The sequence below is a fragment of the Bacteroides sp. 43_46 genome (genome assembly GCF_001915455.1).
In the GTDB taxonomy this organism is placed as follows: Bacteria; Bacteroidota; Bacteroidia; order Bacteroidales; family Bacteroidaceae; genus Bacteroides; species Bacteroides caccae.
The window spans coordinates 43228-69524 of record NZ_MNQN01000014.1; the positions used below are offsets into that span (position 1 = coordinate 43228).

Annotated in this window: 20 protein-coding genes; 10 read left to right on the plus strand and 10 right to left on the minus strand. The window is 43.6% G+C overall.

Annotation, left to right across the window (positions count from 1 at the left end):
- Nucleotides 1–2: 2 nt before the first annotated feature.
- The 5 genes from BHV72_RS00545 (at nt 3) to BHV72_RS00565 (ending at nt 4652) form a co-directional block, all read left to right on the plus strand.
- Nucleotides 3–1178: an MFS transporter gene (locus BHV72_RS00545; RefSeq protein ID WP_195414325.1), complete on the plus strand. Its 1176-nt coding sequence runs from the start codon at nt 3–5 to the stop codon at nt 1176–1178.
- 49 nt (nt 1179–1227) lie between these two features.
- A complete protein-coding gene (locus BHV72_RS00550) occupies nt 1228–1662 on the plus strand; it encodes a hypothetical protein (RefSeq protein ID WP_005677712.1) in 435 nt (144 codons plus the stop codon).
- Between the two features lie 154 nt (nt 1663–1816).
- A complete protein-coding gene (locus BHV72_RS00555) occupies nt 1817–3244 on the plus strand; it encodes a Na+/H+ antiporter NhaC family protein (protein WP_005677711.1) in 1428 nt (475 codons plus the stop codon).
- A 67-nt stretch (nt 3245–3311) separates the two neighbouring features.
- Nucleotides 3312–3902 (plus strand): DUF4251 domain-containing protein, encoded by a 591-nt coding sequence (locus BHV72_RS00560; RefSeq protein WP_005680512.1) that lies wholly within the window; start codon nt 3312–3314, stop codon nt 3900–3902.
- A 90-nt stretch (nt 3903–3992) separates the two neighbouring features.
- Nucleotides 3993–4652, plus strand: a complete 660-nt coding sequence (locus BHV72_RS00565) for a response regulator transcription factor (RefSeq protein ID WP_022042941.1) — start codon at nt 3993–3995, stop codon at nt 4650–4652.
- A gap of 41 nt (nt 4653–4693) precedes the next feature.
- Here BHV72_RS00565 and mnmA read toward each other — a convergent pair whose 3' ends face one another.
- Nucleotides 4694–5758 (minus strand): tRNA 2-thiouridine(34) synthase MnmA, encoded by a 1065-nt coding sequence (gene mnmA / locus BHV72_RS00570; protein ID WP_122134141.1) that lies wholly within the window; start codon nt 5756–5758, stop codon nt 4694–4696.
- Between the two features lie 156 nt (nt 5759–5914).
- On the opposite strand from mnmA, the gene BHV72_RS00575 reads away from it, so the two are divergent.
- Nucleotides 5915–7324 (plus strand): S41 family peptidase, encoded by a 1410-nt coding sequence (locus BHV72_RS00575; RefSeq protein ID WP_005677704.1) that lies wholly within the window; start codon nt 5915–5917, stop codon nt 7322–7324.
- A gap of 373 nt (nt 7325–7697) precedes the next feature.
- Here the strand turns inward: BHV72_RS00575 and BHV72_RS00580 are convergent, their stop codons facing one another.
- Both BHV72_RS00580 and BHV72_RS00585 read right to left on the minus strand, forming a co-directional pair.
- Complete coding sequence (locus BHV72_RS00580; protein WP_286853514.1) at nt 7698–8516, minus strand: alpha/beta hydrolase; 819 nt, start codon at nt 8514–8516, stop codon at nt 7698–7700.
- Between the two features lie 23 nt (nt 8517–8539).
- A complete protein-coding gene (locus BHV72_RS00585; protein WP_022042940.1) occupies nt 8540–8977 on the minus strand; it encodes a putative signal transducing protein in 438 nt (145 codons plus the stop codon).
- A 114-nt stretch (nt 8978–9091) separates the two neighbouring features.
- Between BHV72_RS00585 and BHV72_RS00590 the strand changes: the two genes are divergently transcribed.
- From BHV72_RS00590 to BHV72_RS00605, 4 genes are all read left to right on the plus strand, one after another.
- Complete coding sequence (locus tag BHV72_RS00590; protein WP_286853517.1) at nt 9092–11470, plus strand: TonB-dependent receptor; 2379 nt, start codon at nt 9092–9094, stop codon at nt 11468–11470.
- 30 nt (nt 11471–11500) lie between these two features.
- Nucleotides 11501–12283 carry a M48 family metallopeptidase gene (locus BHV72_RS00595; RefSeq protein WP_005677698.1) on the plus strand — a complete coding sequence of 261 codons (783 nt, stop codon included), beginning with the start codon at nt 11501–11503 and terminating at the stop codon, nt 12281–12283.
- 188 nt (nt 12284–12471) lie between these two features.
- The gene (locus BHV72_RS00600; RefSeq protein ID WP_005677697.1) at nt 12472–13761 is read left to right on the plus strand and encodes a hemolysin family protein; all 1290 of its coding nucleotides are present in this window, start codon (nt 12472–12474) and stop codon (nt 13759–13761) included.
- Between the two features lie 59 nt (nt 13762–13820).
- Nucleotides 13821–14297, plus strand: coding sequence for a copper resistance protein NlpE (locus BHV72_RS00605; RefSeq protein ID WP_005677696.1), 477 nt, complete (start codon nt 13821–13823; stop codon nt 14295–14297).
- A gap of 129 nt (nt 14298–14426) precedes the next feature.
- Here BHV72_RS00605 and BHV72_RS00610 read toward each other — a convergent pair whose 3' ends face one another.
- The 7 genes from BHV72_RS00610 to BHV72_RS00640 all read right to left on the minus strand — a co-directional run bounded on the left by BHV72_RS00610 (nt 14427) and on the right by BHV72_RS00640 (nt 26130).
- Nucleotides 14427–15647 (minus strand): glycoside hydrolase family 88 protein, encoded by a 1221-nt coding sequence (locus tag BHV72_RS00610; protein ID WP_122295525.1) that lies wholly within the window; start codon nt 15645–15647, stop codon nt 14427–14429.
- Between the two features lie 63 nt (nt 15648–15710).
- Entirely contained in the window at nt 15711–17360 is a 1650-nt protein-coding gene (locus BHV72_RS00615) for a glycoside hydrolase family 43 protein (RefSeq protein ID WP_286853523.1), read from the minus strand.
- Between the two features lie 198 nt (nt 17361–17558).
- Nucleotides 17559–18917, minus strand: coding sequence for an alginate lyase family protein (locus BHV72_RS00620; protein WP_022042935.1), 1359 nt, complete (start codon nt 18915–18917; stop codon nt 17559–17561).
- Nucleotides 18918–18925: 8 nt separating this feature from the next.
- Complete coding sequence (locus BHV72_RS00625; protein WP_022042934.1) at nt 18926–20425, minus strand: DUF4979 domain-containing protein; 1500 nt, start codon at nt 20423–20425, stop codon at nt 18926–18928.
- A gap of 36 nt (nt 20426–20461) precedes the next feature.
- The gene (locus tag BHV72_RS00630; protein WP_286853526.1) at nt 20462–22231 is read right to left on the minus strand and encodes a RagB/SusD family nutrient uptake outer membrane protein; all 1770 of its coding nucleotides are present in this window, start codon (nt 22229–22231) and stop codon (nt 20462–20464) included.
- Nucleotides 22232–22241: 10 nt separating this feature from the next.
- Nucleotides 22242–25433 (minus strand): SusC/RagA family TonB-linked outer membrane protein, encoded by a 3192-nt coding sequence (locus BHV72_RS00635; protein WP_286853528.1) that lies wholly within the window; start codon nt 25431–25433, stop codon nt 22242–22244.
- 181 nt (nt 25434–25614) lie between these two features.
- The gene (locus BHV72_RS00640; RefSeq protein ID WP_022042930.1) at nt 25615–26130 is read right to left on the minus strand and encodes a sigma-70 family RNA polymerase sigma factor; all 516 of its coding nucleotides are present in this window, start codon (nt 26128–26130) and stop codon (nt 25615–25617) included.
- Between the last annotated feature and the right edge of the window lie 167 nt (nt 26131–26297).

Consider the following 26297-nt stretch of genomic DNA (forward strand, 5'->3'; position numbering starts at 1 on the left):
GCATGAAACAGCCATTAAAAGAAAACGGAGGACTACCGGCGTCTATCCTCTGGACACTTGCTATTGTGGCGGGTATTTCGGTAGCCAATATCTATTACGTCCAACCTCTGCTAAATATGATACGCCATGAACTTGGCATATCAGAGTTCCGAACTAACCTGATTGCCATGGTCACGCAGATAGGTTATGCGGCCGGACTATTGTTTATCACTCCCTTGGGTGATTTATACCAACGCAAGAAGATTATCCTTGCCAACTTCCTCGTCCTTATATTCTCACTATTGACGATTGCCCTGGCGCATAATATCCATGTGATACTTGTTGCCTCATTCCTTACGGGGGCCTGTTCTATGATTCCACAGATATTCATTCCCATGGCCGCCCAGTTTTCACGTCCGGAGCATAAAGGCAGAAATGTAGGAATCGTCTTATCGGGATTACTGACCGGCATCCTGGCTTCACGCGTCGTCAGCGGACTCGTCGGTGAACTGTTCGGGTGGCGGGAGATGTATTATATTGCCGCAGGTATGATGTTTGTCTGTGCGGTTGTCGTACTGAAAGTTCTTCCCAACATTCAGACCAACTTCCGGGGAAAGTACAGCGACCTGATGAAATCCCTGCTGGCTTTGGTGAAAGAGTTTCCGCAACTACGCATCTACTCTATCCGGGCTGCCCTGAACTTCGGTTCGCTCCTCGCCATGTGGTCCTGCCTCGCTTTCAAAATGGGACAAGCTCCATTCTTCGCCAATAGCGACGTGATTGGTATGCTGGGACTTTGCGGAGTAGCCGGAGCATTAACAGCTTCTTTTGTGGGAAGATATGTAAAACGGGTAGGCGTCCGCCGCTTCAACTTCATCGGCTGCGGGTTGATTCTTTTGTCCTGGTTATTGTTCTTCGTCGGAGAAAACACTTACGCCGGAATCATCGCCGGCATTATCATGATTGATATAGGGATGCAATGCATCCAACTCAGTAACCAGACGAGTATCTTCGAACTGAATCCCCGCGCTTCGAACCGTATCAATACAATTTTCATGACTACCTACTTCATCGGTGGCTCCATGGGAACATTCCTTGCCGGAAGTTTCTGGCAACTGTATGGCTGGCACGGCGTTATCGGTATCGGAGTCCTTTTAACCGGTATTTCTCTATTAATTACGATTTTCTTTAAGAAGTGAGTCAACAAAATGGATGATAAAACCGTTTAATACAAAAAATCAGTAAACTATGAAGTACGGAGTTAACAGACAAATCTTACTAATCATAGCCGGCACCGTCTGGATTATTGCGGGCGGAAACATCCTGCGGATAGGAATCGTCACCTGGATGAACAACTCACACGACTGGATGTTTAAGATAGGGGAAGCCACTATCGTTTTCCTGTTATTCTTCGTACTGATTTTTAAAAGACTCTACTACAAGCATACCCGCCGGATTGAACAGAAGAAAGAAACCCGCAACTGTCCTTTCTCTTTCTTCGATGTAAAAAGCTGGATAATCATGATATTCATGATTTCTCTCGGAATTACGATCCGAAGCTTCCATTTGCTACCCGAAAGTTTTATCTCTGTCTTCTACACCGGATTGTCCATTGCGCTGATTCTGACAGGGATACTTTTCATCCGCTATTGGTGGCTGAAACGTAAAACCATGCTCAACTAAAGGTTAGCTCTTTCTATATTCCAAGAAAATATAAACTTATAATAATTTTTATTGCCCGCTCCCATAATGCAAAAGATTTCTACCTTTTTGTTGTATCTTTGCAGCCAAAAATAAATATCAGCTAAACAACAAAAAAAGGATTAGAGAATTTAGCATGAAAAAAGCTCCTTCCCCACTCGTATCACTGATACCGATTATTGTACTTGTTCTATTATTATTCGCTACTATCCATACTTTCGGCAGCGACGCACTGAGTGGCGGCAGCCAAGTGTCACTGCTTACTACCACCGCAGTCTGTATCCTTATCGGCATGGCATTCTACAAAATCCCATGGAAAGACTACGAGCTGGCTATTACAAACAACGTAGCCGGAGTGACAACTGCTATCATTATCCTGCTGATTATTGGTGCGCTCAGCGGTATCTGGATGATTAGCGGTGTAGTGCCTACGCTGATTTATTATGGAATGCAGATTATCCACCCAAGTTTCTTCCTTGCATCCACCTGCATTATCTGCGTACTGATTTCAGTCATGACCGGAAGTTCGTGGACTACAATTGCCACTATCGGTATCGCATTAATGGGGATCGGTAAGGCACAGGGATTTGAAGAAGGTTGGATTGCTGGAGCGATCATCTCCGGTGCCTATTTTGGCGACAAGGTATCTCCATTGTCGGAAACTACCATATTGGCAGCCTCCGTCACAGACACTCCCCTCTTCCGCCATATCCGCTACATGATGATAACCACGATTCCTTCTCTTGTCATTACCCTGATTATTTTCACCGTAGCGGGATTCTCACATGATGCCAACAATACGCAACATATCACGGAGGTGGCCGCCGCACTGAATGAGAAGTTCCATATCACACCATGGCTTCTGATTGTTCCGGTCGCCACGGGAATATTGATTGCACGTAAGGTACCTTCTATCATTACGCTGTTCCTGTCAACATTGCTGGCAGGCATCTTTGCCCTGATATTTCAACCGGATTTATTACAGGAGATTTCGGGAATGGCCGCCTCCGGCTTCGATTCGCTGTTCAAAGGACTGATGATGACCTTCTACGGAAGTACAAGTCTGCACACAGATAATGCCGTTTTGACAGATTTAATCGCTACACGTGGCATGTCCGGCATGATGAATACGATTTGGCTGATCTTATGTGCCATGTGCTTTGGCGGGGCGATGACAGCCAGCGGTATGTTGGGAAGTATCACTTCTATCTTTGTCCGTTTTATGAAGAAAACAGTCAGCGTGGTGGGAGCTACGGTTTGTTCCGGGTTGTTCCTCAATCTGGCAACTGCCGACCAATACATCAGTATCATTCTGACCGGAAATATGTTCCGCGACATTTATGCTAAAAAAGGTTACGAAAGTTGTTTGCTGAGCCGGACGACCGAGGATTCAGTAACCGTTACATCCGTGCTGATCCCCTGGAATACCTGCGGGATGACGCAGGCTACAATACTAAGCGTCCCCACATTGGTATATCTTCCCTATTGTTTTTTCAACATTATCAGCCCTTTAATGAGTATTGCCGTCGCAGCGATCGGATATAAAATTGCGCGACGCTCGTGAACAATCTGGCACAGACTTTGTTTTTGCAATAAACGGACAACGTATTAAACCTAAACAAAAAAAAGTTATGAAAAAGTTTATTGCATTATTAGCATTAGTATTAGTAAGTGCAAGCACGATGATGTATGCACAGGAAAGTAACGCAGCAGCACGCCGCGCAGAAAGAAAAGCTCAAAGAGATGCGGAAAGAGCTAAACTCCGTGCCGAAGAACAGGTGCAGGACATGGCAGCTTATCAACAAGCCGTACAGGCTTTGAAGAATAAACAGTTCGTTCTGGAAGCCAATCAGGTAATATTCCGCAATGGCATGAGCGCTTTTGTTACTTCAAACACTAACTTCGTTCTGATGAACGGCAACAGAGCCACAGTACAGACTGCTTTCAACACTCCTTATCCCGGCCCTAACGGAATCGGTGGTGTCACAGTAGACGGTAATTCTTCGGACATGAAGATGAATGTCGACAAGAAAGGTAATGTGAACTGCTCATTCAGCGTTCAAGGTATCGGTATCTCCGCTCAAGTATTTATCACCATGAGCAACGGAGACAACAACGCTTCAGTTACAATCAGCCCTAACTTCAGCAACAATAACCTGACACTGAACGGAAATATCATTCCGCTCGACCAGTCCAACATCTTCAAAGGACGTTCCTGGTAATCGGGATACAAGAATCTTGGAACAACTCCGCTACAAATCGCGCAAAATGCGTACATTTGTAGCGGAGTTTTTTTAATTCATTAATTTCCTATGAGAGAATATATCATCGCAGACAATCAGGACATCAGTAAAGCGGGGATGATGTTTCTGCTAAGCAAGCAGAAAGATGTTGCCACCCTCTTAGAAGCTGACAACAAGGCAGAACTGATTCAGCAGCTCCGGTTGTATCCGCAAGCGGTGGTAGTGCTGGATTATACGCTATTCGATTTTGCCGGGGCGGATGAGCTGATTGTCTTGCAGGAAAGATTCAAAGAGGTCGACTGGATTCTGTTCTCGGATGAGTTAAGTATTAATTTTCTCCGCCAGGTATTGTTCAGCAGTATGGCTTTCGGGGTAGTGATGAAAGATAATTCAAAAGAGGAAATCATGACTGCTATCCAATGTGCCGGCCGTAAACAACGGTATATCTGCAATCATGTCAGCAACCTGCTGCTTTCAGGCGCTGCTTCTCCTGTGGCCGGCACAATAACAGAAGACCATTTGCTGACGCAAACGGAAAAGAATATCCTGAAAGAAATTGCACTGGGGAAAACAACGAAAGAGATTGCAGCGGAAAAAAATCTAAGCTTCCATACAATTAACAGCCACCGCAAAAATATCTTCCGGAAACTGGGAGTGAATAATGTGCACGAAGCGACTAAATATGCGATGCGGGCAGGGATTGTGGATTTGGCGGAATATTATATCTAAAAACAATCTACTTCACGGCGTCAATCCCTGCAAGAAGCTCTTCATCCGATTTCCCCACTCCCCACGCAAACCTGCGCAGCCTCATCATAAACAACTCCGAACTGTCCGGGGGCAATGCCCTGTAAGTTTTCAGAAGACAAGATACGGAACTGCCTCTCTCCTTCCTGCACAAGTTTCCCTTTCGTAAATTCGGGAGTATGGCGAATCTTGAAAGTGATGCCTATCTCCTTTCCTGCTGACTGCCACGGATTATCCGTAATAAAATGGAAATCGTTGATGCGAAGTTCATTGCCGTATTGTGTTTTCACACCGTAACCACGGGACACATAGATAATATTCTCCTGAATATCTTTCTTTATCACAAACCAAGGACCACCACTTAATCCGAGCCCCTTGCGCTGACCGATCGTATGAAACCAATAACCCCGATGCGTACCCAGTTTCTTACCAGTCTCCAGTTCGATAATCATCCCTTCCTTTTCTCCCAAAAAGCGGCGGACAAAATCATTGTAGTTTATCTTTCCGAGAAAGCAAATGCCCTGACTGTCTTTTCTCCGGGCACTCGGTAAGCCTGCATTCAACGCTATCTCACGCACTTCATGCTTCATCAGTCCGCCAATGGGAAACATCAGCTTGGAAACTTGCAGATAATCTATTTGTGCAAGGAAGTCCGTCTGGTCCTTTACAGGATCTTTCGCTGTCCCGAGCCACGTCTTACCGTTACGTTGCAAGGTAGTGGCGTAATGTCCGGTAGCCGTATAATCAAAGTCTTTTCCGATACGCTGTTCAAAGCAGCCAAACTTAATAAGTTTGTTGCACATCACATCCGGATTGGGTGTCAGCCCCTTCTTAATCTTATCAATGGCATAGGCCGCCACATTGTCCCAATACTCGCGATGTAAATCCACCACCTCCAAAGACAGACCGTATTTACGGGCAGTAGCGGTAGACAATTCAATATCTTCCTCTGCCGAACAATCCATATATTCCGTCCCGTCCATGCCGATCTTAATATAAAAAAGAGTCGGCTTGTATCCTTGCTCACAAAGGAGATGTACGACCACCGAACTGTCGACACCTCCCGATAATAATGCAGCTATATCCATCCAAAAATCCTATTAATACCTATTGATAACTTTGATATGGCAAAGATAAGGGCATATCCGCTAACAACCAATCACACATTGAAGGCATTTTTATACCATAAATGTGGTAGATAAGCAAAGTATTTCCTACATTTGCACAGTGAAAAGCTTTTTATAATGACAAAATTAAGAAAGATAATCCTTATACCTGCCCTGGTTATCGTATCTATCAGCGGCTTTTTCTCCTGCGGTGTCGACCGCTGGCCGGAGTATGCCCACATGACTGCATTGGACACATGGATGTACGATATCATGCAACAGAACTATCTGTGGTATCAAGACCTACCTTCCTACGATGATGCGAATCTGTTTCTGGAACCTGCCCAGTTCTTGTCAAAAGTAAAGTCGAAGAACGACAGTTATTCGTTCGTCGATTCTGTCATGGAGACTCCGCTGCCAAGCTATGGATTCGACTATTCATTGGTTCGCAACCCGGACATTGACACTGCTTACAACGCACTGATTACTTATGTCATTCCCGGTTCTCCGGCCGCGGCCGTACTGAAACGGGGCGACTGGATTGTGAAAGTAGACACCTCTTATATCAGCAAGAAATATGAAAGCCAACTACTGCAAGGTACGGAACCCCTGGAAGTTACTTTAGGAAAATATCAATTAGTTCCGCCCACAGAGCCACCGGTAGAAGGTGAAGAAGAAGAAATTTACCGGGTTGTTCCGGTAGGTGATCCGGTAAAGATTGGTGCAGCCGTACCATTGGTAGACAATCCGGTTCACTGTAAGAAAACACTGACACTGACCGATGGAAGTGAAGTCGGCTATCTGATGTACAACAGTTTTACGGCAGGCACCAAAGAGAGCCCGGAAAAATACAACGCTGAATTACGCGAATGGTCGGATGAGCTTGCTCAGAAGAATATTCACGAGGTAATACTCGACCTGCGATACAACAAAGGAGGAAGCATTGATTGCGTACAGTTGTTGAGTACGATGCTTGTGTCTTCTTATTATCTTGACCAGACAATGGGATTTCTGGAATATAATGACAAGAACACGGATAAAGATGTGACCCTGACATTTGACTCCAAACTTTTAAATACCTCCGGCGGCAAGAACCTGGACTTAACAACCCTTATCGTCCTGATTGGCGGAGAAACAGCAGGAGCACCGGAAATGCTGATGCACTGCCTGAACGGAAAGATTCAAAAATTAATAGCTATCGGCAGTTCAACAAAAGGACAAAATGTAGCCACGGAACAATTCATCAACGAAGAATTCCAATGGTCCGTCAATCCGGTTGTAGCTACTATCTATGACTCCGAGCATGATACTTACCCCGGATTCAAACCGACATACTCAGTCAATGCTTCAACAGATTACTTAACTTTCCTGCCTTTCGGTGATGAAAAGGAAACTTTGTTGAGTGTTGCCCTCGGAGTATTGAACGGAACTTATCCGCCTAAAGAAGAGGAAGAAGAAACTCCAAGCACACGAATCAAGATAGAGAAAAGTGTGAATAGTCCTTCGAGCCGGTTGTTCATAGGAGGAAGCGGATTAAGAATCAAATAATAGCCAGACTACAATTTCGGCATTCTTTTGTCAAGAGCAGATTTATGCATCATTAACAGAAAAAGCGGCATTACTCCGCTTTTTCAAAACGCACGCTCTAAATCTACTTAACAGAGCGTCTGTTTCCGGTAAACAGAGCGTCTGTTCCGACCTGACAGAGCGTGTAATTTGTCGTAGTCCGTCAGCTAAAGTGCTTTCATCCCCGAGCTTACGCCCGTTATGAGCCGGGGTCAAGTTCTCCCACATCCGGCATACAATAAAAAAAGGAGAAAGCCAATGCTTTCTCCTTTTATCGTAGTTTAACCTCAATCTATTTTATGATTATGTATCCAAAGATACGACATCCAAAAGCTAAAGTCAAGCATTAGCCCTTTTATTTCTTGAAAAACTTATCAAAGAACAGAATCTGATAGTCAATGGAGTTATTCCAATACTTCCCGTTATGTCCGCCGGGACGAGTGATAAAGTCATGGTTAATCTTCCGGGCCAACAGACGGTTATGCAAATCCTTGTTCACATTCAGAAAGAAATCCGCTTCACCACAGTCGATAATGATAGCCAAATCCCCGTTTTCTATCTTGTCAATCTGATTGATAACCGTATGTTCATCCCATACCTTTTTATTGTATGCAAATTCGCCCAACTGTTTCGACATATCCCAGTTCAACGGGAACGGACGGATATCTACCCCGCCACTGGTACTTCCACCGGCACCAAACGTATCTTTATGACGGATAGCGTTCCACATAGCCCCATGTCCTCCCATGCTCAATCCTGTTATGGCACGTCCTTTCCTGTCAGCAATCGTCTTATAATGTCCGTCAATATACTTCACCAGTTCCGATGAAACAAAAGTTTCGTAACGGTAAGACAGATCTTTCGGACTGTCCCAGTACCAGCTATTCTTTCCGTCCGGACAAACAAAGATGATTCCTTTTTCATCCGCAATCTGCGGAAGATCCGGTTTCACCCCGATCCATGTTTTAGCATTTCCACCATAACCGTGCAACAGATAAATGACGGGACAAGCCACCGCTTTCTTGCCCAACGCAGCGTCCGGCGTAACGACCACCACCTGTACATCCTTATTCATGGAAGGGCTATTAACTAATAAAGTATCTACTTTGGCAGCAAAAGAGGGGGCCACCAATATCAATAATAAAGCAGCTAACAGAAGATTTCTCTTTTTCATTATACGTATATAGTTAGATTAAATTATTCTTCCTCCTTTTCCTCTGAAGAAGGGAACTTGGCAACAGGCACCTCAAAAGTCCGTTGGCACTGTCCGCAGGTATATTCCCAATGATTATCTCCCGGAGGGGCTGCCGCCAACATGGAAAGTATTGCCGCACCGACAGCACGCAGCCTCTGTCCTTTTTTTAACCTGAACTTAATATCCGACGACCCGCAATAAGGGCAAAGCGTCAATTCTTCCGGCCAACTCTGGTTATCTCTCAACACCTGAACGGCTTTCTCATAATCATCATCCGCCACCAGAATGTCCACTCCCGCTATGCTGCTCACACAACTCTTATATAAGGTAGAGAAGTTTTCATTGTGCAGAATAGATTCAATCCCTTCGTTCTCCAACGCTCCCTGAAGGATATGTGCCTTCATCGCGTCATTGCAAGTAATCAGTTTTACAGTCTTCATAAGGAATCTGTTTTTATATTTCCCACAAATATAGAACATATTCTTTTTTTATTCACTGAATATATCATTCTTTAATACTTTTTTCGTACTTTCGCAGCACTAAACTGCAACCGCATGAAAAGATTGTTGACACTTCTACTGTTTTTCAATACTATGCTCCTTCTGTTGCAAGCACAACCTATGCATCAGATAAAGGGAACGGTGATTGACAAGAATAGTCGTCAGCCATTGGAATTTATCAATGTGATGATTATCGGGCTGAATAAGGGCAGTGTCACCAATGTTGAAGGGCGTTTCACCATTGAACAAGTGCCGCCGGGCATTTACCGCCTGCAAGCATCGGCAATCGGATACAAGAGCGTTACGACCTCCGAATACATCTTATCTACCAAAAACCTGAACATCCCGATAGAAATGGAGGAGAACCTGACCGAACTCGAAGGAGTGACAATCACCGCCTCCCCTTTCCGGCGCGATGTGGAAAGTCCCGTCAGCCTGCGCATTATCGGAATACAGGAAATAGAAAAGAATCCGGGCGCCAACCGGGATATTTCACGCATCGTGCAATCTTACCCCGGAGTCGCCTTTTCACCGATAGGATACCGCAACGACCTGATTGTGCGAGGCGGGGCTCCTTCCGAAAACCGCTTCTATCTTGACGGAGTAGAAATCCCCAACATCAACCACTTCAGTACGCAAGGCGCATCCGGCGGTCCGGTAGGAATCCTCAACGCCGACCTGATACGGGAAGTAAATTTCTATACCGGCGCTTTCCCTGCGGATAAGGGAAATGCACTTAGTTCCGTACTCGACTTCAAGTTGCGCGACGGAGATATGGAACGCAATTCATTGAAGGCTACACTGGGAGCTTCCGAAGTTTCTTTGGCTTCCAACGGACATATAGGCAAGAAGACTTCCTACTTGGTTTCCGTGCGCCAGTCTTATCTGCAATTCCTGTTTGATATGCTCGATTTGCCTTTCCTGCCAACCTTTACCGATGCACAATTCAAACTGAAAACCCGGTTTAACGAGCAGAATGAACTGACGGTATTAGGACTGGGCGGAATTGATAATATGCGGCTGAATACGAAAGCTGACAGTGAAGACAATGAATATATCCTGAGTTATCTGCCTAAGATAAAACAGGAGACATTTACTGTGGGGGCAGTCTATCGTCATTATGCAGGTGCACACGTGCAATCGGCAGTAGTCAGCCATAGCTATCTGAACAACCGTAATACGAAATATCGCCGGAACGATGAAAGCCATCCGGATAACTTAATGCTCCGCCTCCGTTCCACCGAACAGGAAACGAAACTCCGTCTCGAGAACAGCACTACTTTCCGTAATTGGAAAATCAATCTCGGCATCAATCTGGATTACAGCCAATATACCAACACTACCTTTCAACGGGTGTACACTAACCAGCCGCAAACTTTTGATTATCACACGTATTTAGGAATCTTGCGCTGGGGACTTTTCGGAACGATCAATTACACTTCAATGGACGACCGCTTCACTGCCTCTCTAGGTCTGCGGGCCGACGCCAATGATTATTCATCAACAATGAAGAACCTTTCCGACCAGCTTTCTCCCCGCCTGTCACTCTCCTATCAACTAGCCGATCATTGGTTTGCAAGCGGAAATGCGGGACTGTATTATCAACTCCCTGCCTACACGGCTCTCGGTTTTAAGAATAATAACGGGACTTTCGCTAATAAATACAACCTCCGTTACATGAAAGTGAGTGAAGGAAGTCTGGGAATCAGTTGGCGAAAGGGAGATACCTTCGAAGCATCCGTAGAAGGATTCTACAAAGATTATGATAAGATCCCTCTTTCCGTAGCGGACGGGATTCCTCTTAACTGCAAAGGAAATGATTATGGAGTAGTCGGTAATGAGTTACTTACTTCCACTGCACAAGGGCGCTCCTACGGTGCGGAGATTTTGGTGAAGTGGCTTATTGCCAAGAAACTGAATCTGGCTTCTTCCTTTACCTTGTTCAAGAGTGAATATCGCAACGATAAAGAAAGCGAATACATCGCCTCCGCGTGGGACAACCGCTATATATTCAATCTGCGGGGAACGTATAATCTTCCGCATCAATGGAGTTTCGGCATGAAGGTAAGCTGCATCGGCGGTGCTCCGTACACTCCTTATGACGAAACCAAGTCGTCTTTGGTATCAGCATGGGATGCACAGGGAAAAGCATATTACGATTACTCGAAATATAACAAAGAGCGTCTCCCCGCTTTTGCGCAGGTGGATGTACGCGTGGACAAAACGTTTTATCTGAAACATTGTATGCTGGGATTTTATCTCGATTTGCAGAACATCACAGTCAGCAAGCTGAAACAGCAGGATGTGCTTATGAGTACCGGCATCATCGAGAACCCGGAAGCTCCCGCCGCTGCGCAACGATACAGGATGAAGCGCATTAAACAATCAAGCGGAACATTACTTCCGACACTGGGAATCACATTTGAATATTAACCATAGTTTGAAACATTAATTGAAACGAGAATGAAAAGACAAATTGCTATGATTGCCCTGTTGTTTTTGGGTATGGGAATGACAGCTTCGGCACAATTCGGAAAGAAGTTTAATGTAGGGAAAGCCCTGCAAGCTGGAAAAGACGTAGTATCGGCAGTTACCTTATCAGACGCGGACATCGCCAACATGAGTAAGGAATACATGGTCTGGATGGATGCACACAATCCACTGACAAAACCTGACACTGAATACGGCAAACGTCTGGAGAAGCTGACCGGCCACATCAAAGAAATGGACGGGCTGAAACTGAACTTCGGTGTTTATGAAGTTGTAGACGTGAATGCTTTTGCCTGTGGAGACGGCAGTGTACGTATCTGCGCCGGACTAATGGATGTGATGACTGACGAAGAAGTAATGGCAGTAGTAGGACATGAAATCGGTCACGTTGTACACACTGACTCTAAAGACGCGATGAAAAATGCCTACCTTCGCTCGGCAGTGAAGAATGCAGCAGGTGCAGCCAGCAACAAAGTTGCCAAACTGACTGACTCTGAACTGGGAGCAATGGCAGAAGCTCTTGCTGGCGCACAGTATTCACAAAAGCAGGAAAACGAAGCAGACGAATACGGTGTTGAGTTCTGTGTAAAAAACAACATCGACCCTTATGCCATGGCCAACGCATTGACCAAACTGGCTGAACTGGCAAAAGACGCTCCGAAATCTTCTTATGTACAGAGAATGTTCTCCTCTCACCCGGATACCGCCAAACGCATCGAACGCGCCAAAGCCAAAGCAGACAGCTATAAAAAATAAGGAGTATCTCTCGCTTTATCTTATATAAGAAAGGGAATACAGAGGCGGCTTCGCCTCTGTATTCCCTTTCTCACTTCCAATACCCAAAAAGACAACACGATTATTAAATTTTCATTAATATATTACATAGATTTGCATAGTGTCGTGATTTCATGTAATTTCGAGGCTATAACCATTTTAATCCATTTATGGAATTTCTTATTATACTTTTCTTACTCGTACTGAATGGCATTTTTGCCATGTACGAAATCGCGCTGGTATCTTCCAGCAAAGCACGTCTTGAAACTCTTGTAGCCAAAGGTAACAAATCTGCCCGAGGAGTATTAAAGCAATTAGAAGAACCGGAAAAGTTTTTATCTACTATCCAAATCGGTATTACACTTATCGGTATTGTGTCCGGTGCTTATGGTGGAGTTGCCATTGCCGACGACCTTGTTCCTCTGTTCTCTCTTATTCCGGGAGCGGAAGCCTATGCGCGCAATCTGGCTATGATTACTACCGTGGCAGTGATCACTTATCTTTCTCTTATCATCGGGGAACTGGTACCTAAGTCCATAGCTCTCAGCAATCCGGAAAGATATGCAATCTTATTCAGCCCGATAATGATTCTGCTGACAAAAATCTCTTATCCTTTCGTATGGTTACTCAGTATCTCCACCCGCCTGTTGAATAAACTGATCGGACTGAAAAGCGAAGAACGCCCCATGACACAGGAGGAAATCAAAATGATTCTGCACCAAAGTTCGGAACAAGGGGTGATCGACAAGGAAGAGACGGAAATGATACGCGATGTATTCCGCTTCTCGGACAAACGTGCCAATGAATTGATGACGCACCGCAGAGATGTTGTGATACTTCATCCTGACGATACGCGGGAGAAGGTGATGAAGACTATCGAAGAAGAACATTACAGCAAGTATCTGTTGGTGGACGAACGGAAAGATGAGATAATCGGTGTGGTGTCCGTCAAAGATATTATCCTGACAATGGGCAATCAGAAGGAGTTCAACCTGCGTGAAATAGCCCGTCCGCCTCTCTTTATTCCGGAAAGTTTGTATGCAAATAAAGTTTTAGAGCTATTTAAGAAGAACAAAAACAAGTTCGGAGTTGTTGTTAACGAGTATGGTAGCACAGAAGGTATTATCACACTGCACGACCTGACCGAAAGTATCTTTGGAGACATCCTCGAAGAGGACGAAACGGAAGAAGAAGAAATCGTCACAAGGCAGGACGGTTCGATGTTGGTGGAAGCTTCAATGAACATCGACGACTTCATGGAGGAAATGGGAATCTTATCCTATGAAGACCTGGAATCGGAAGACTTCACCACGCTAGGCGGACTGGCAATGTTCTTGATAGGCCGTATCCCGAAAGCCGGAGACATCTTCACTTACAAGAATCTGCAATTCGAAGTAGTGGACATGGACCGCGGACGAGTAGACAAACTGCTGGTCATCAAACGGGACGAGGAGGAATAGATTTATGACAAAAACGAGCGATAGCTCACTATATTTATATTAACTTAAAGCACTTAACGATGAAAAAAGTAATTATGTTAGCAGCCGTCGTAGCTGCTTTGGCATCTTGCCAATCAAAAGCCAACAAAACCGCAGAGGCAGAAGCAGACAGTCTGGCCATTGCCATGACTCCGATTACCGAACTGACAGAAGTTTACGAAGGTACTCTTCCTGCTGCAGACGGTCCGGGTATTGACTATGTACTGACCCTGAACGCTGCAACCGACGGCGTAGATACTACGTATACACTGGATATGACTTACCTTGATGCTGAAGGTCAGGGCCAAAACAAGACGTTTACCTCAAACGGAAAACAGCAAACCGTACACAAGGTAGTGAACAAAAAACCTGTTACGGCTGTGAAGTTAACTCCGAAAAACGGTGAAGCTCCCATGTATTTTGTAATTGTGAACGACACCACCCTTCGTCTGGTAAACGATAGCTTACAGGAAGCTGTCAGCGATCTGAACTATGACATCATCAAGGTGAAACAATAATAAAAGAACCTAACCCTAACCAGTAAAAATGCTCTGCGAGAACTGAACGTTCTTTGCAGAGCATTTCTTTTTTTACCTTGTAATATTATATTCGTATCGTTACTTTCCGCAACAGACTGGTATAAATATTTATCCTTGTACTGTTTGTCCTTCCCGCAAACGTTTTAATCTTAGCAATGCTTCGATATAATAGTAGTCTGCATAAATAATAGACGCATCTATTTCCGAATGATTCGGCCAATGTCCTACACTATGCAATAAGAATGAAGGTTTACTTTTGCCACTCTGATAGTGGCGGGAACTTAGACTTGACAACATTTCGATTGCAGCGTCTTTATAATATTTTCCTTTTCCATTCGGAAGATAAGTGGACAGTTCGAGCAAGGCGGAAGCTACAACTGCTGCTGCTGAAGCATCACGGGGAGCGTCCGGTATTCCCGGATCGTCGAAATCCCAGTAGGGTACTTTGTCTTCAGGAAGTCTTTCCAAATAGACATCCGTCACTTTCTGCGCAAAGTCAAGATATTTAGGGTCTTTCGTTTCTCGATAGACTACTGTGTATCCATAAATCGCCCATGCTTGCCCACGCGCCCACATAGTACTGTCGGCATATCCCTGGTGAGTGACACCTTTAATCAGATTACCTGTAATTGTATCATATACAGCAACGTGATACGAAGTATAGTCGGGACGAAAGTGGCATTTCATGGTCTTGTCGGCATGTGCTACCGCTACATCATATAAGTAGGGATTGCCGCCGTTCTTTGCCGCCCAAAAAAGCATTTCGAGGTTGATCATATTGTCCATGATTGTATTGTGCGGCCAGTTACGAGGTTCTACTTCACGAGGCCATGAAAGTATTGTTCCTACTACCGGATTGAATAAAGTAGCCAGTGTGTCGGCAGTATCCAGAATTACTTGTTTATATGCCGGATTCTTGGTTAGCCGATAACCGTTTCCATAACTGCAAAAAACAAGGAATCCCAAATCATGATCGAAAGCCGGAATCTTGGAAAGAAACTCCAGAGAGTTCGTAAACTTCTCCGCTTCTTCCTTAATATGCTTATCTTGCGTATATTCATAATCATACCACAGCACTCCCGGCCAGAATCCCGCACACCATTCTTCTTTCGTCGCTTTACGACAGTTCCAATGTTGCTCATCGGCCATGATATTACGCGGCATCATCGTATAATCGATTCCGGAATCTGTTTTCAGCTCCGCAAGCGTACGTTGTGTCTGCTCTGCACAGTAATCCAATGCCTTATTCACATCTAATGTACCGGAAGGCTGATGAGCACACATACAGAACCCTAACATCACAGCCAAACCTACTACCAACTTTTTCATCTTAATCTTACTATCTTCGTATTAATTCTTAATCTTTATTTCTCTTTGTCAGTTATCTATCAATTACTTAGTCATCCGGAACCAGTCTATATCCGCCCAACCACGATTTCCTTCGTTAGGAGTCACACAGAATACACCGACTTTAGCTCCTATCCACTTGCCTTGACGGGCAGTGAAAGCCTCTCCTACCGTCGTATATTTCTTTCCGTCCAGACTATAAGCAAATGTACAGACAGCACCTCTACGGACTTTTACTCGCAAATAAACTGTTTTCCATTCATTATCTGCTACACCGGGCATCTTCAGATATTCTACCGGTATACTTGCCAACTCTTTTACCTGTTCGGGATTCTGCCGTTCCGCATCTTTACAAACAGCCTGTTGCAGAATAAATTTATCCCCCGCCTTGCGAATCGAAAGATAACTGTAATCCCATCCCATTACAATGAGTCCGGCTTGTTCACCATTCTGTTTGGCGGTAAACGTCAACTTAGTGGTAGCTGTAAATTCTTCGGCCGGAAACTTCTGCATCAACAGATTCGGCACCTCCCAGAAGTTCACAAATTCTTTCGAGAGACTGCCCGCATACAGGCGAAGATATCCCAAATCGGTAGTGAATCCATAAGTATCTTGCTTATTAGCGTGCCATTGCCACTGTAACCCTAAATGCCGGGTATTGAACTCATCACTCTCCGGTGGAGTGGTTATCGGATAAGTCTTTCCTACATTCGGTTTCTTATAAGTAGTCACAGGTTCACCGCAACCGTCCTTGTCTTTATCCGCTCCGATTACCGGCCAGTCATTTACCCAGTTCATCGGATTCAAGTGAATCACACGTCCGTAAGCTCCCTTATCCTGAAAATGAATAAACCAAGACTCACTCGTATTAGTATCTACCCAACCGCCTTGATGAGGACCGTTTATATTCGTCTGCCCTTGTACCATTACAATTTTCGACTCATAAGGTCCATAGATGTTCTTCGAGCGAAGCACCAACTGCCAACCGTTAGCCACACCACCTGCCGGAGCAAAAATATAATAGTATCCGTTCCGTTTATAGAGTTTCGGACCTTCTACCGTATGATTCTTTCCGTCGTTACCATCGAATACCATTACCGGATCAGAAACGACTTCCGTTCCTTCTGCATTCAATTCTGAAATCACAAGAATACTGTTCACCCCACTACGGCTTCCGGCATAGGCATATATCAGATATACTTTCCCGTCTTCATCCCACAAGGGAGTAGCATCAATCATCCCTTTTCCGGCTTTCACCAATACGGGGTTACTCCATTTGCCTTTCGGGTCTTTCGTCTTTATCATGTAAATCCCATAGTCCGGATCGCCCCAGTAGATATAAAACTCTCCGTTATGGAAACGGATAGACGGCGCCCATACCCCTTTACCATGTTGGGCCTTATCGAAAAATTCTTTCGGTTCCTGCACCGGCAACGCATAGTTCACCAACGACCAATTCACCAAATCTCCGGAGTGAAGGATAGGAATGCCGGGAATGCAATTAAAACTGGATGCCGTCATATAAAAATCATCTCCGACTGCACACACATCCGGATCGGAATAATCAGCATGAAGAACCGGGTTCTGATAAGTACCATTTCCCTTATCAGCCACCCAGGTCTTAGAAATTTCTTGTGCGCCCGCCCATGTGCAGCAAGCCATCATCCCTGCCAAAAACAGAATCTTTTTACGCATATACCTTACTAATCAATTTCATTCTAAATTCAATCGTTATTCCTAAAAACAGATTCTTTCTACCTTTATAAAAAGACTAACCAACCGAAAAACCGAATCTAATAACTTTCATTTCAAACAATCTATTTGCTTATATATACGAAGGGGATTAAGTAAATACCTAATCCCCTCCACTATTTTTTTCTATAAAGCTTCCTATTATTCTTTCGTATACATCAAAGTCCCGAATCCCAGTTGGTCGAATCCGCCGCTAGTAGAACCGTAATGACCACCGCCACCTTCTACACCCATACCATCCATAAACTTTTTAGTATAATAAGCTTCTATCCCTTTTGTTTTATAATGATAGTAGATCAGTGCCCAACAAGGACGAATCTCTCCTCTCGACTTATCATTTTCTTCTTTGGAAGAAAGCGCAGGACATTGCCAACTACAGTTCTCGTAAAAACTATAAGGGAATCCCTCTTTGCTATACACAAATTTCTCATTGGAGGTAGAAGACCGATCATCAAAGTCTTTCCATAGATTATACTTAGCCGTGTATTCTGCCATAGCAAGTACTTTATTATCCTGATAAGCAAAAAGGTCCTCGCCGATATTATATGCCATTTGGCAGAAAGCACCCATCAAAGCAATACAAAGTGTAGCGTGCCCCTGGTCACGGCCGGATTCCTGTCCTTGGCCCAATACTCCGTGTCCATCCGGATCCTGATGAAGAAAAGGAACCGCATTGTCTATACTACCATTGCCTACTCCATACTTAAAATATAAAATAGCCTCATTGATTTTGTCCTGATCATCACAAAGAATGCCGATAGAGAGAATCGATGTCATCTGAGCTAAATCCCAGTTAAGCCAGCTATGCTGTTTGCATGCTTCCTTATGAGCCAGAAAATCAGAAGCGGCAGGATAAAATACATTCTTCATCATTGTCTGGAACGCCGACAATTGAGCTTTTGTGAAGAGCGTCTCATCCGTACGCATAATTTCGGCAGCATTAGCCATTTGGTGGACATTAATAGAAATAAGATATTCGTTCGGATCGGCTATTTCACCATTCGCGTCATAGGTTCTATCATTTGCCAAACTCTTGACACGAACCAATCCTTTGCAAGTTTCAGCCCAGGCATTCAATATCTTAACGGCTGTTTGCCCGCAAGCAACGTCACCTTCCAGTTTCCAACGAAGTGCCAGCTGATAAGCAGCGGCAGCGTCTTTATAGAAATAAGTATAGTTATTCCACCATTCCGGAAACTTGCTGGCCCAGTTCCCCTGGTCCATACGTCCCAATACCTCCTGCGGCGTAGGAACATATCCCGCATAGGAATATCCGGAGTTCTTCAATTTATCATATCCTTCACTCCAAGGAGCTACGGTCAACTTTGATGCAACATAAGATAAATCGGCTGCAGTATGCAGCATACAGGGATGAGCAAGGGTATACTCATTAATAGCAGGCCACGAATCAATATCGGTAGTACCATCTTCGATGTCGGTGCATGCGCTCAAATGGAGCGCAAGCATCGTAAACAGGATGAATATATTTCTAGTTCTCATAGTCTTTATTAATTATTAGTGTTTTCATTTTCAACGAAAGCTTTTAAATCCTCAATAGTTTTGAAAGTCCGTACCCAATATACTGTATATTCCGTATTTGAGCCGTTAGCTTCTTTGAAGTCCGCCATTACAAATTGGAGTGTCTTTATTTCTTCCGGTTCTGTTTTAGAGAAAGTATGGAAAGGTTTATTCGATCCATTTCCAACAGCATTTTCTCTTTGCAGATCATAATAATATACTTCCGGACTTCCCGGAGTTTCAGCACCGTCTAATATTGTATATTTATTACTTCCGCTGCCACTATTCTCCAAATAGGCACCATACTGTGTATCAAGTTTAATGTTACCTTGCAATTTACCAGCTCCATAAGGTCGGATCATTTTTATGGCCAGATAAGGATATACCCCAACATTCAAATAGACCTTATCTTTATAACTGCCATTTGACGTCAATACAAGGTCCGCACGGCAAGAATTTCCCTTTGAAGGATTAGGAACCATTTTCACAACTGCTCCTCCTGCTTTAAACTCGGCAGATGAAGTATACCCATCCGCCTGCTTCAAATACCAAGGAGACAATGAGGTATCAAATGAATATTTCATCAAGCCATAAGGTACTTTAACCGTAGTTGTATACGAAACTTCAGTTGTCGTAGTGGCGGTAATGGTAGCTTCTCCATAAGCTTTGGCGGTTACCACACCCTGATCATTCACCTCTATAACATCCGTATTACTACTGGACCACTTTAAAGAAGCTATAGTCGCATCCACCGGAACGGTTGTAAAGTTCAGTTTAGCACTTTCGCCCGGCAATAAATCCTCCTGCTCACCAAATGTCAGACTTTCAACATATATAATCGGTATAATCTTCAAATCAAAGGATTCCTCGTAACCTCCCCTATCTAAAGAAATAGCAGTAATAGTGACAGTCTTTCCCGTTGTACTCGTACCTCCGTTAACACCTCTCACTACACCTTCTTTTGTCACAGTAGCAATAGATTCATCACTACTCTTCCAAGTCACCATAGAATAAGTGTGTCCTGCCGGCAACAGAGTGGGGCGCAAACTCCTCTCTTCGGAAACATACAAATCCTTCTTATCATCATCCGTAAACTCAAAATCCGCAATCGGAATAAACTCCGGTACTACCGTCAATTCAAAAAAGGTGCTTGCTCCGAATCCAATTTCAGGAGTCACAACAATATTCGCCTTGCCTGCACTCACCGCATGTACAAGTCCGTCTTGTGTTACCGTAGCCACATTTTCATCTGACGAAGACCAGCTTACCTTCCTGTTGGTCGGCTGTTCCGGTACAATCTTACACTGTATCAAAGAGTCCATATAGTCCACAGACGCAGCCAAAGTCAGTTTTCCATTTTCTACGTTAGCCAATGTAATCTCTGAAATCAAGGTCTTCTCCTCCAGTCCGTCTCCATACTCTTTACTATCATCACATGCAGTAAAACAGATAGCCGTAAGAAAAGCCAAACTAAATAATGTATATCTCATAATTATATTCTTTATAATCTTCGGTTTATAAATACGTTACCATCCCGGATTCTGACCGATGTTGGGATTCAATTGCTTCTGATCGGATGGAATCGGATAAAGATAGTTCTTATTTTCCCAAACACGATCCGTTTCAATCATCAGGCATCCCGCAATACCGGCATCATCTGTATCCGTAGAGTATGAAGGTTTCCAGGCAGTGGCCCATGTACTCCAATCACCCGTTGTACTCCATTTCACTCCCAACATATTTTTAGGCATTTCCACTTCAGCCGTCTTCCAACGTTTCAAATCGTCTATACGGAAACCTTCATTGAAAAGTTCCACCGTACGTTCACGACGAATCTCTTCCCGCAGACTTAATCCTTTTGTTGCGGCAAACGAGACTGTCAAATTCGGCATATCCGGATTTACCCGTTTACGAACTTCATTCAAATATTTCAAGGCCGCATCCACCTTAGACTCATCCGTAATGCTTCCATCGGTAGCAGCATATCTCTCGTACACAGCTTCCGTATAATTCAGCAATACCTCCGCATAGCGGATAACCGGGAAATCATATCCTTCATACGTATCTTTCACATCACGCTCAGTAGCCCATTTCTGATTATGATATCCGCTGCCGCTAGTAGGATAGAATGGTTTATTGTCAAAAGCCGCCTTATCTGCATCCGTCCAGGTAGTATGGGGCGCGTTATTATTCCAATATCTATTTCCGGGAATCATCAATGTGTTGTTCATACGATTATCGCGTTTGGCATATTCCTGTTGAGGAGAAGAATAGTTCACTCCTACTGTAGAATTCGGATTATGAATAGGAAGTCCGTCCGCACCCAAATACATTTCGGCCAACTTACGCGTAATCCACTGTACATTGGCAAAGCAAGCTTTCGTTATATTCTTTCCAATCGGAGCAATCACTTCATCATGACGACGAGAGAAAATGTACTCTAGATTCTTGGCCTTTGTAATATTAGCCGGATTGGATTGCGCGTTTTCCAGAATGAACAGATATTTGTAAGCTGTCGTTCCCAACTCTTCCGGTTTAAAGATTTCATATTGCTTGCTGTCAATCACATCCCAGGCAGCACTTGCCGCAATATCCAGCAAATCATTAACCCGTGTTACGTCGCCCGATCTGAACTTCTGCCAAGTCCCTTCATACAATGCCACACGCGACAGAAATGCTTGAGCCGCACCTTTAGAAACACGCCCTTTATCGGCAGTAGAAATCTCACTTTCTCTCGGCAGATCAGGAATAGCTTCCTGCAAATCTCTGATAATAAGATCGGCTACTTCCGAACGGTCATTACGAGCCGCATTCATTTCTGCAGCATCTATATCAACCGGTTTGGTCACAATAATCGCATCTCCGAAAAGCTGTAACAAGTCAAAATACTCATAGGCACGGAAAAACTTAGCTTCTGCTACATAGCGCGCTATATCATTCAGATTGGCATAATTCTCCGCATTCTGTAATAAGATATTAGCATAACGGATTTTAGTATAGGCTCCTGTATAATTACCATCCGATACAGGAATCGTATTGACTCCTTTACTATATTCATTGTAGTCACTAGATGTGATCAGGTCCGAACGCGTGTCACTATGCGGCCCATCGAAAAGAGCAGCAGCAAAATCACGCGGCCATTCATAAAATTGATTGGCATATAATTTATAATCATTCGGAGTCTGCCACAAATTCGCATCTGCCAACTGAGCCTTAGGATCAAGATCCAGACAAGAAGGAAGAGTTATCACCACTGACAGCAACAATATTGCTTTTATTATATTTATAATCTTCATATTCTAACTATTAAAAGGTTAAATCTAATCCTACGGTACAAGTACGATTGAAGGGAAAACGACCGTTTCCTGAAACTTTACGGGAAGCTTCCGGATCCCATCCGTCGTTAATTTTACTAACTTCCCACAAGTCATTGCCCGACACATAGACACGCATCCTGCTAATCACTCTTATCTTGTTCAGAAGCGAAGTCGGGAAGTTATATCCCAATGTCACACTTTTCAAGCGCAAATAATTACCATTTTCTACCGACCAGGACGAACACTGGTAGTTATAATCGTTTATAGAGTTTATATTCGTATATGTCGGATAACGCCCGCCTCTATTTTCAGGGCTCCATACATCCCCGACCGACTGTGTAGTCGAATTTAAATGAGCGGCTTTCATCGGGATACGGTAATTATCATTGCTACTGTCGCGGAAAATGGTACGTTTGGCAACTCCCTGAAAGACTGCGGAGAAGTCAAAGTTGTTCCATTCCAGCCCCAAATTGAATGAATAAGAGATTTTCGGGTCATCAGAACCCAGATACACATAATCCTTTTCATCTAGTACGCCATCCCCATTCACATCTTCATACATATTATCTCCCAAACGAATATCGCTCGGAATACCAATCCCGTTTCCGTTGTAGTATTGATATTTATATTTACGCAATTGTTCCTCTGTCTGAATCTTTCCGCAGTACTTCAATCCAAACACTGAATTTAGGGAATATCCTTGTTGCTTGTCTATAAATCCGGATTTGAAAACTGTTACTCCTCCGTAGTCTACCAATTTATTATCCGCGTATGTAAACGTACCGCCAATGTGGTAATTTACTTTCCCGATTTTGTCCGACCATGTCAAAGTGCCTTCATAACCTTTCGCTTCAAACTTACCGCTATTGGAAGCAGGTGCCTTGTCACCCAAAATGCCCGGATAAGTTACAGCAATCAACATATTATTGTTTTTCTTCATAAACAGTTCCACAGTACCTTGAAGGCGGCTATTAAATAGTTGGAAATCCACACCCAAGTTATAATTATGGATCCGTTCCCAACTACGCCCCGTAGTAGCAATTTCACCGTTACTCTTTACGTAAGATACTCTGCCGTCACCCAGATAAGCTCCGTTCACAGAATTGAAGTTATAAAGTTGTCTGCCATCATAACGAGATATCCCGGACTGATTACCTACCACACCATACGAAAGCCTGAGTTTCAGTTCGTTCAAGAATTTCACATTCTTCATAAAATTCTCTTCAGTAAGACGCCAACCACCGGAAAAGCCATAAAAGAAATCCCAACGGTTTTCCGGGAGGAACTTGGATGATCCGTCATAACGCAAGTTAGCTTCCAATAGATATTTCGACAAATAGTTATAATTGAAACGTCCGAAATAAGACATCATCGCTTCCTGCCATTTGTCAGGCGAAGAAGTTTTGGCAGAGTTCTTTAAAAAAATATCCCCCGAGCCGTTAAGTATTTCCAGCGAACTCTGTACGTCCTTTGCCGTCACAACTGTATAATCATATTCCTTCAGATTGTACTGGGCACCTAACATCGCACTTACCGTATGTTTTTCCGCAAATGTCTGATGAAAATTCAAATAACCGGAAACAGAATAGTAGTCCGTACGCGCAAATGATTTGGAATATTCGGTCGATGCCTGATTCGGATTATAGATCGCATTGGGTTTCGCTGTACTAAGCGTCCCGTCATAAGTATACCAGGTAATACTATTTTTCACTGCATCGCGAGTAGCAGTAGAAGTATTATATCCCAGATTAACCACTGCGTCCAAATAAGAAGTGAGCTTATATTTCAGATTCTCACTGATATTGATACCGGAAACCTTCAAATTATTATCTCCACCTAATTCAGCATACCAGTTGGGAGTATAGTTTCCTCCCCAGTGATAAGGTTTACCATCCATTGTAGAAGACGGAAGTCCCGGCTGCGGATAACTGGAGGTCAGCACACTGCCAATCATAGTAGGAGAAACCTGGTCCTGACGATTATACGCAATCACGGATTCAATTGTAAAGTCATCGGTAAGTTTTACCGTGTTAGTCAGACGAAGATTGAAACGTTTATTGCTATTATTACCCCATTTTAATGTACTATCATCATACATATATCCCACTGACAAACGATACAGAGATTTATCATTTCCTCCTGAAACGCTTAGGTTATGTTGCGTGGAACCTGCATTTCCAAATAAAACATCCTGCCAGTTAGTATCCATGAATACATAGTCGTCTACATCCCCAAACGCCGTTATTGGATTGGGGTTAACGGACAAATCAATATATCCTCCTTTATAAGCTTTCGCCAACTTAGCATACTGGATCCACTGGTCATCAGCACCTTTACCATCATTCGTACGAGCTGCAATAATAGCATCACTCCATTGGTCAATACTCATCATCTTAGGTTGCAACCCTACAAACTTATGTGTATAAGAACCACTATATTCTATCTTTGCTTTCCCTTCTTTCGCCTGCTTTGTAGTTACCAGAACAACACCTCCGGCTGCTTTCGAACCATAAATAGCGGCAGAGGCATCTTTCAAAAAATTGATAGACTCGATATCTGCCGAGTTTAACAGACGAAGTTCATTCACACTCTCATACTCCACCCCATCAATGATAACCAACGGGTCAGTAGAATTGGCAGATACAGCACCACGCAGTTTCATACCCCAGCTTTCATCGCCCGGAGCACCGGAAGAACGGGTAATGATTACCCCCGGAACTTGTCCTTGCAAGGCTTGTACGGGACTGGACATTGATCCTTTGTTTGTCAGCATTTTATCAGATACTACCGTTACGGCACCGGTCAATGTTTCTTTCTTCTGCGAACCATATCCTACTACCACAACTTCGTCCAGCACTTCGCTGTCTTCCTGCAATTTTACATTAATCACCGTTTGCGCAGCTACATCTATAATCTGGTCCTTATATCCGATATAGCTGAATTTCAGTTTGGCTCCGGCAGGTACGTTAATCGCATAATTTCCATCAATATCCGTAATAGTTCCTTCCGTACCGCCTATCACACTTATATTCACGCCAATCAACGGCTCGCCCGTAGCATCAATCACTTGCCCCTTCACTTTCTTCTGAGCCTGTGCCACTACTTGACTGTCAGTTATATTCGTATCGGCCCACGCCTGTGAGACAGGACAAAGTCCCAGCATTAATCCTAACGCAAACATTGCTGCCTTGTCAGGTCGCGAATTAAAAATTAATCCTCTTCGTTTTATAAAATTAAATTTGAGGTTTAAAAATAGTGTTTATTTCTTGTTTTCTAAAATTTGATGAGGCATCAGTATGTCTCTCCCTAGATTCTGATTCTTTTTCCATAAGCACAAAGGATTATATATTATATAAATAAGATTAAATACATTTTCTGAAAAACTCACGCATTTCGCGACGACCTATAAATAGATGATTCTCTACTGTACGACGACTGAGTTGCAAGGCTTCCGCTATTTCAGTAGATGTCTTGTCTCCATAACGACTTAAGGTGTAGACTATCCGACGTTGTTCGGGGAAGATAGCAAGCCGACGTTGTTCAGCCGAAGCTAAGTCATCGGCAATTATTGCCTCTTCTGTCTCATTGGACGAAGTAACGGCAAAATCATACATATAACTGTCTATCTCCTGTTTCTTATAATACCGACGGATATAATCGGTTACTATATTACGTGCAATGGCGAACAAAAAATACTTCACTGTATCCGGACGGAGCATCTGTTTATAGTCCAGCAGACGTACAAACACATCTTGAGCCAAATCCTCAGCTTCGTAACGATGAGTGATACGATAAGTAATATAGGTAAGAATCACCTGATGATATTCTTTATAAGAATTAGTGATAATGTTGTCGGAAGTGTTAGTTATTGTCTCCATAATACTATCTTTTTCGGTTTTAATCACGATGCAAATATAAAGGTGATTTCGGATATAGTAACCGGAAAATGGAGCATATCAATCTCAACGAATCGAGATAGACTCATTTTAATCTACAATCCTAATAATCAACATATTACCCTCAACTTTATAGAGTCTCATTTTAT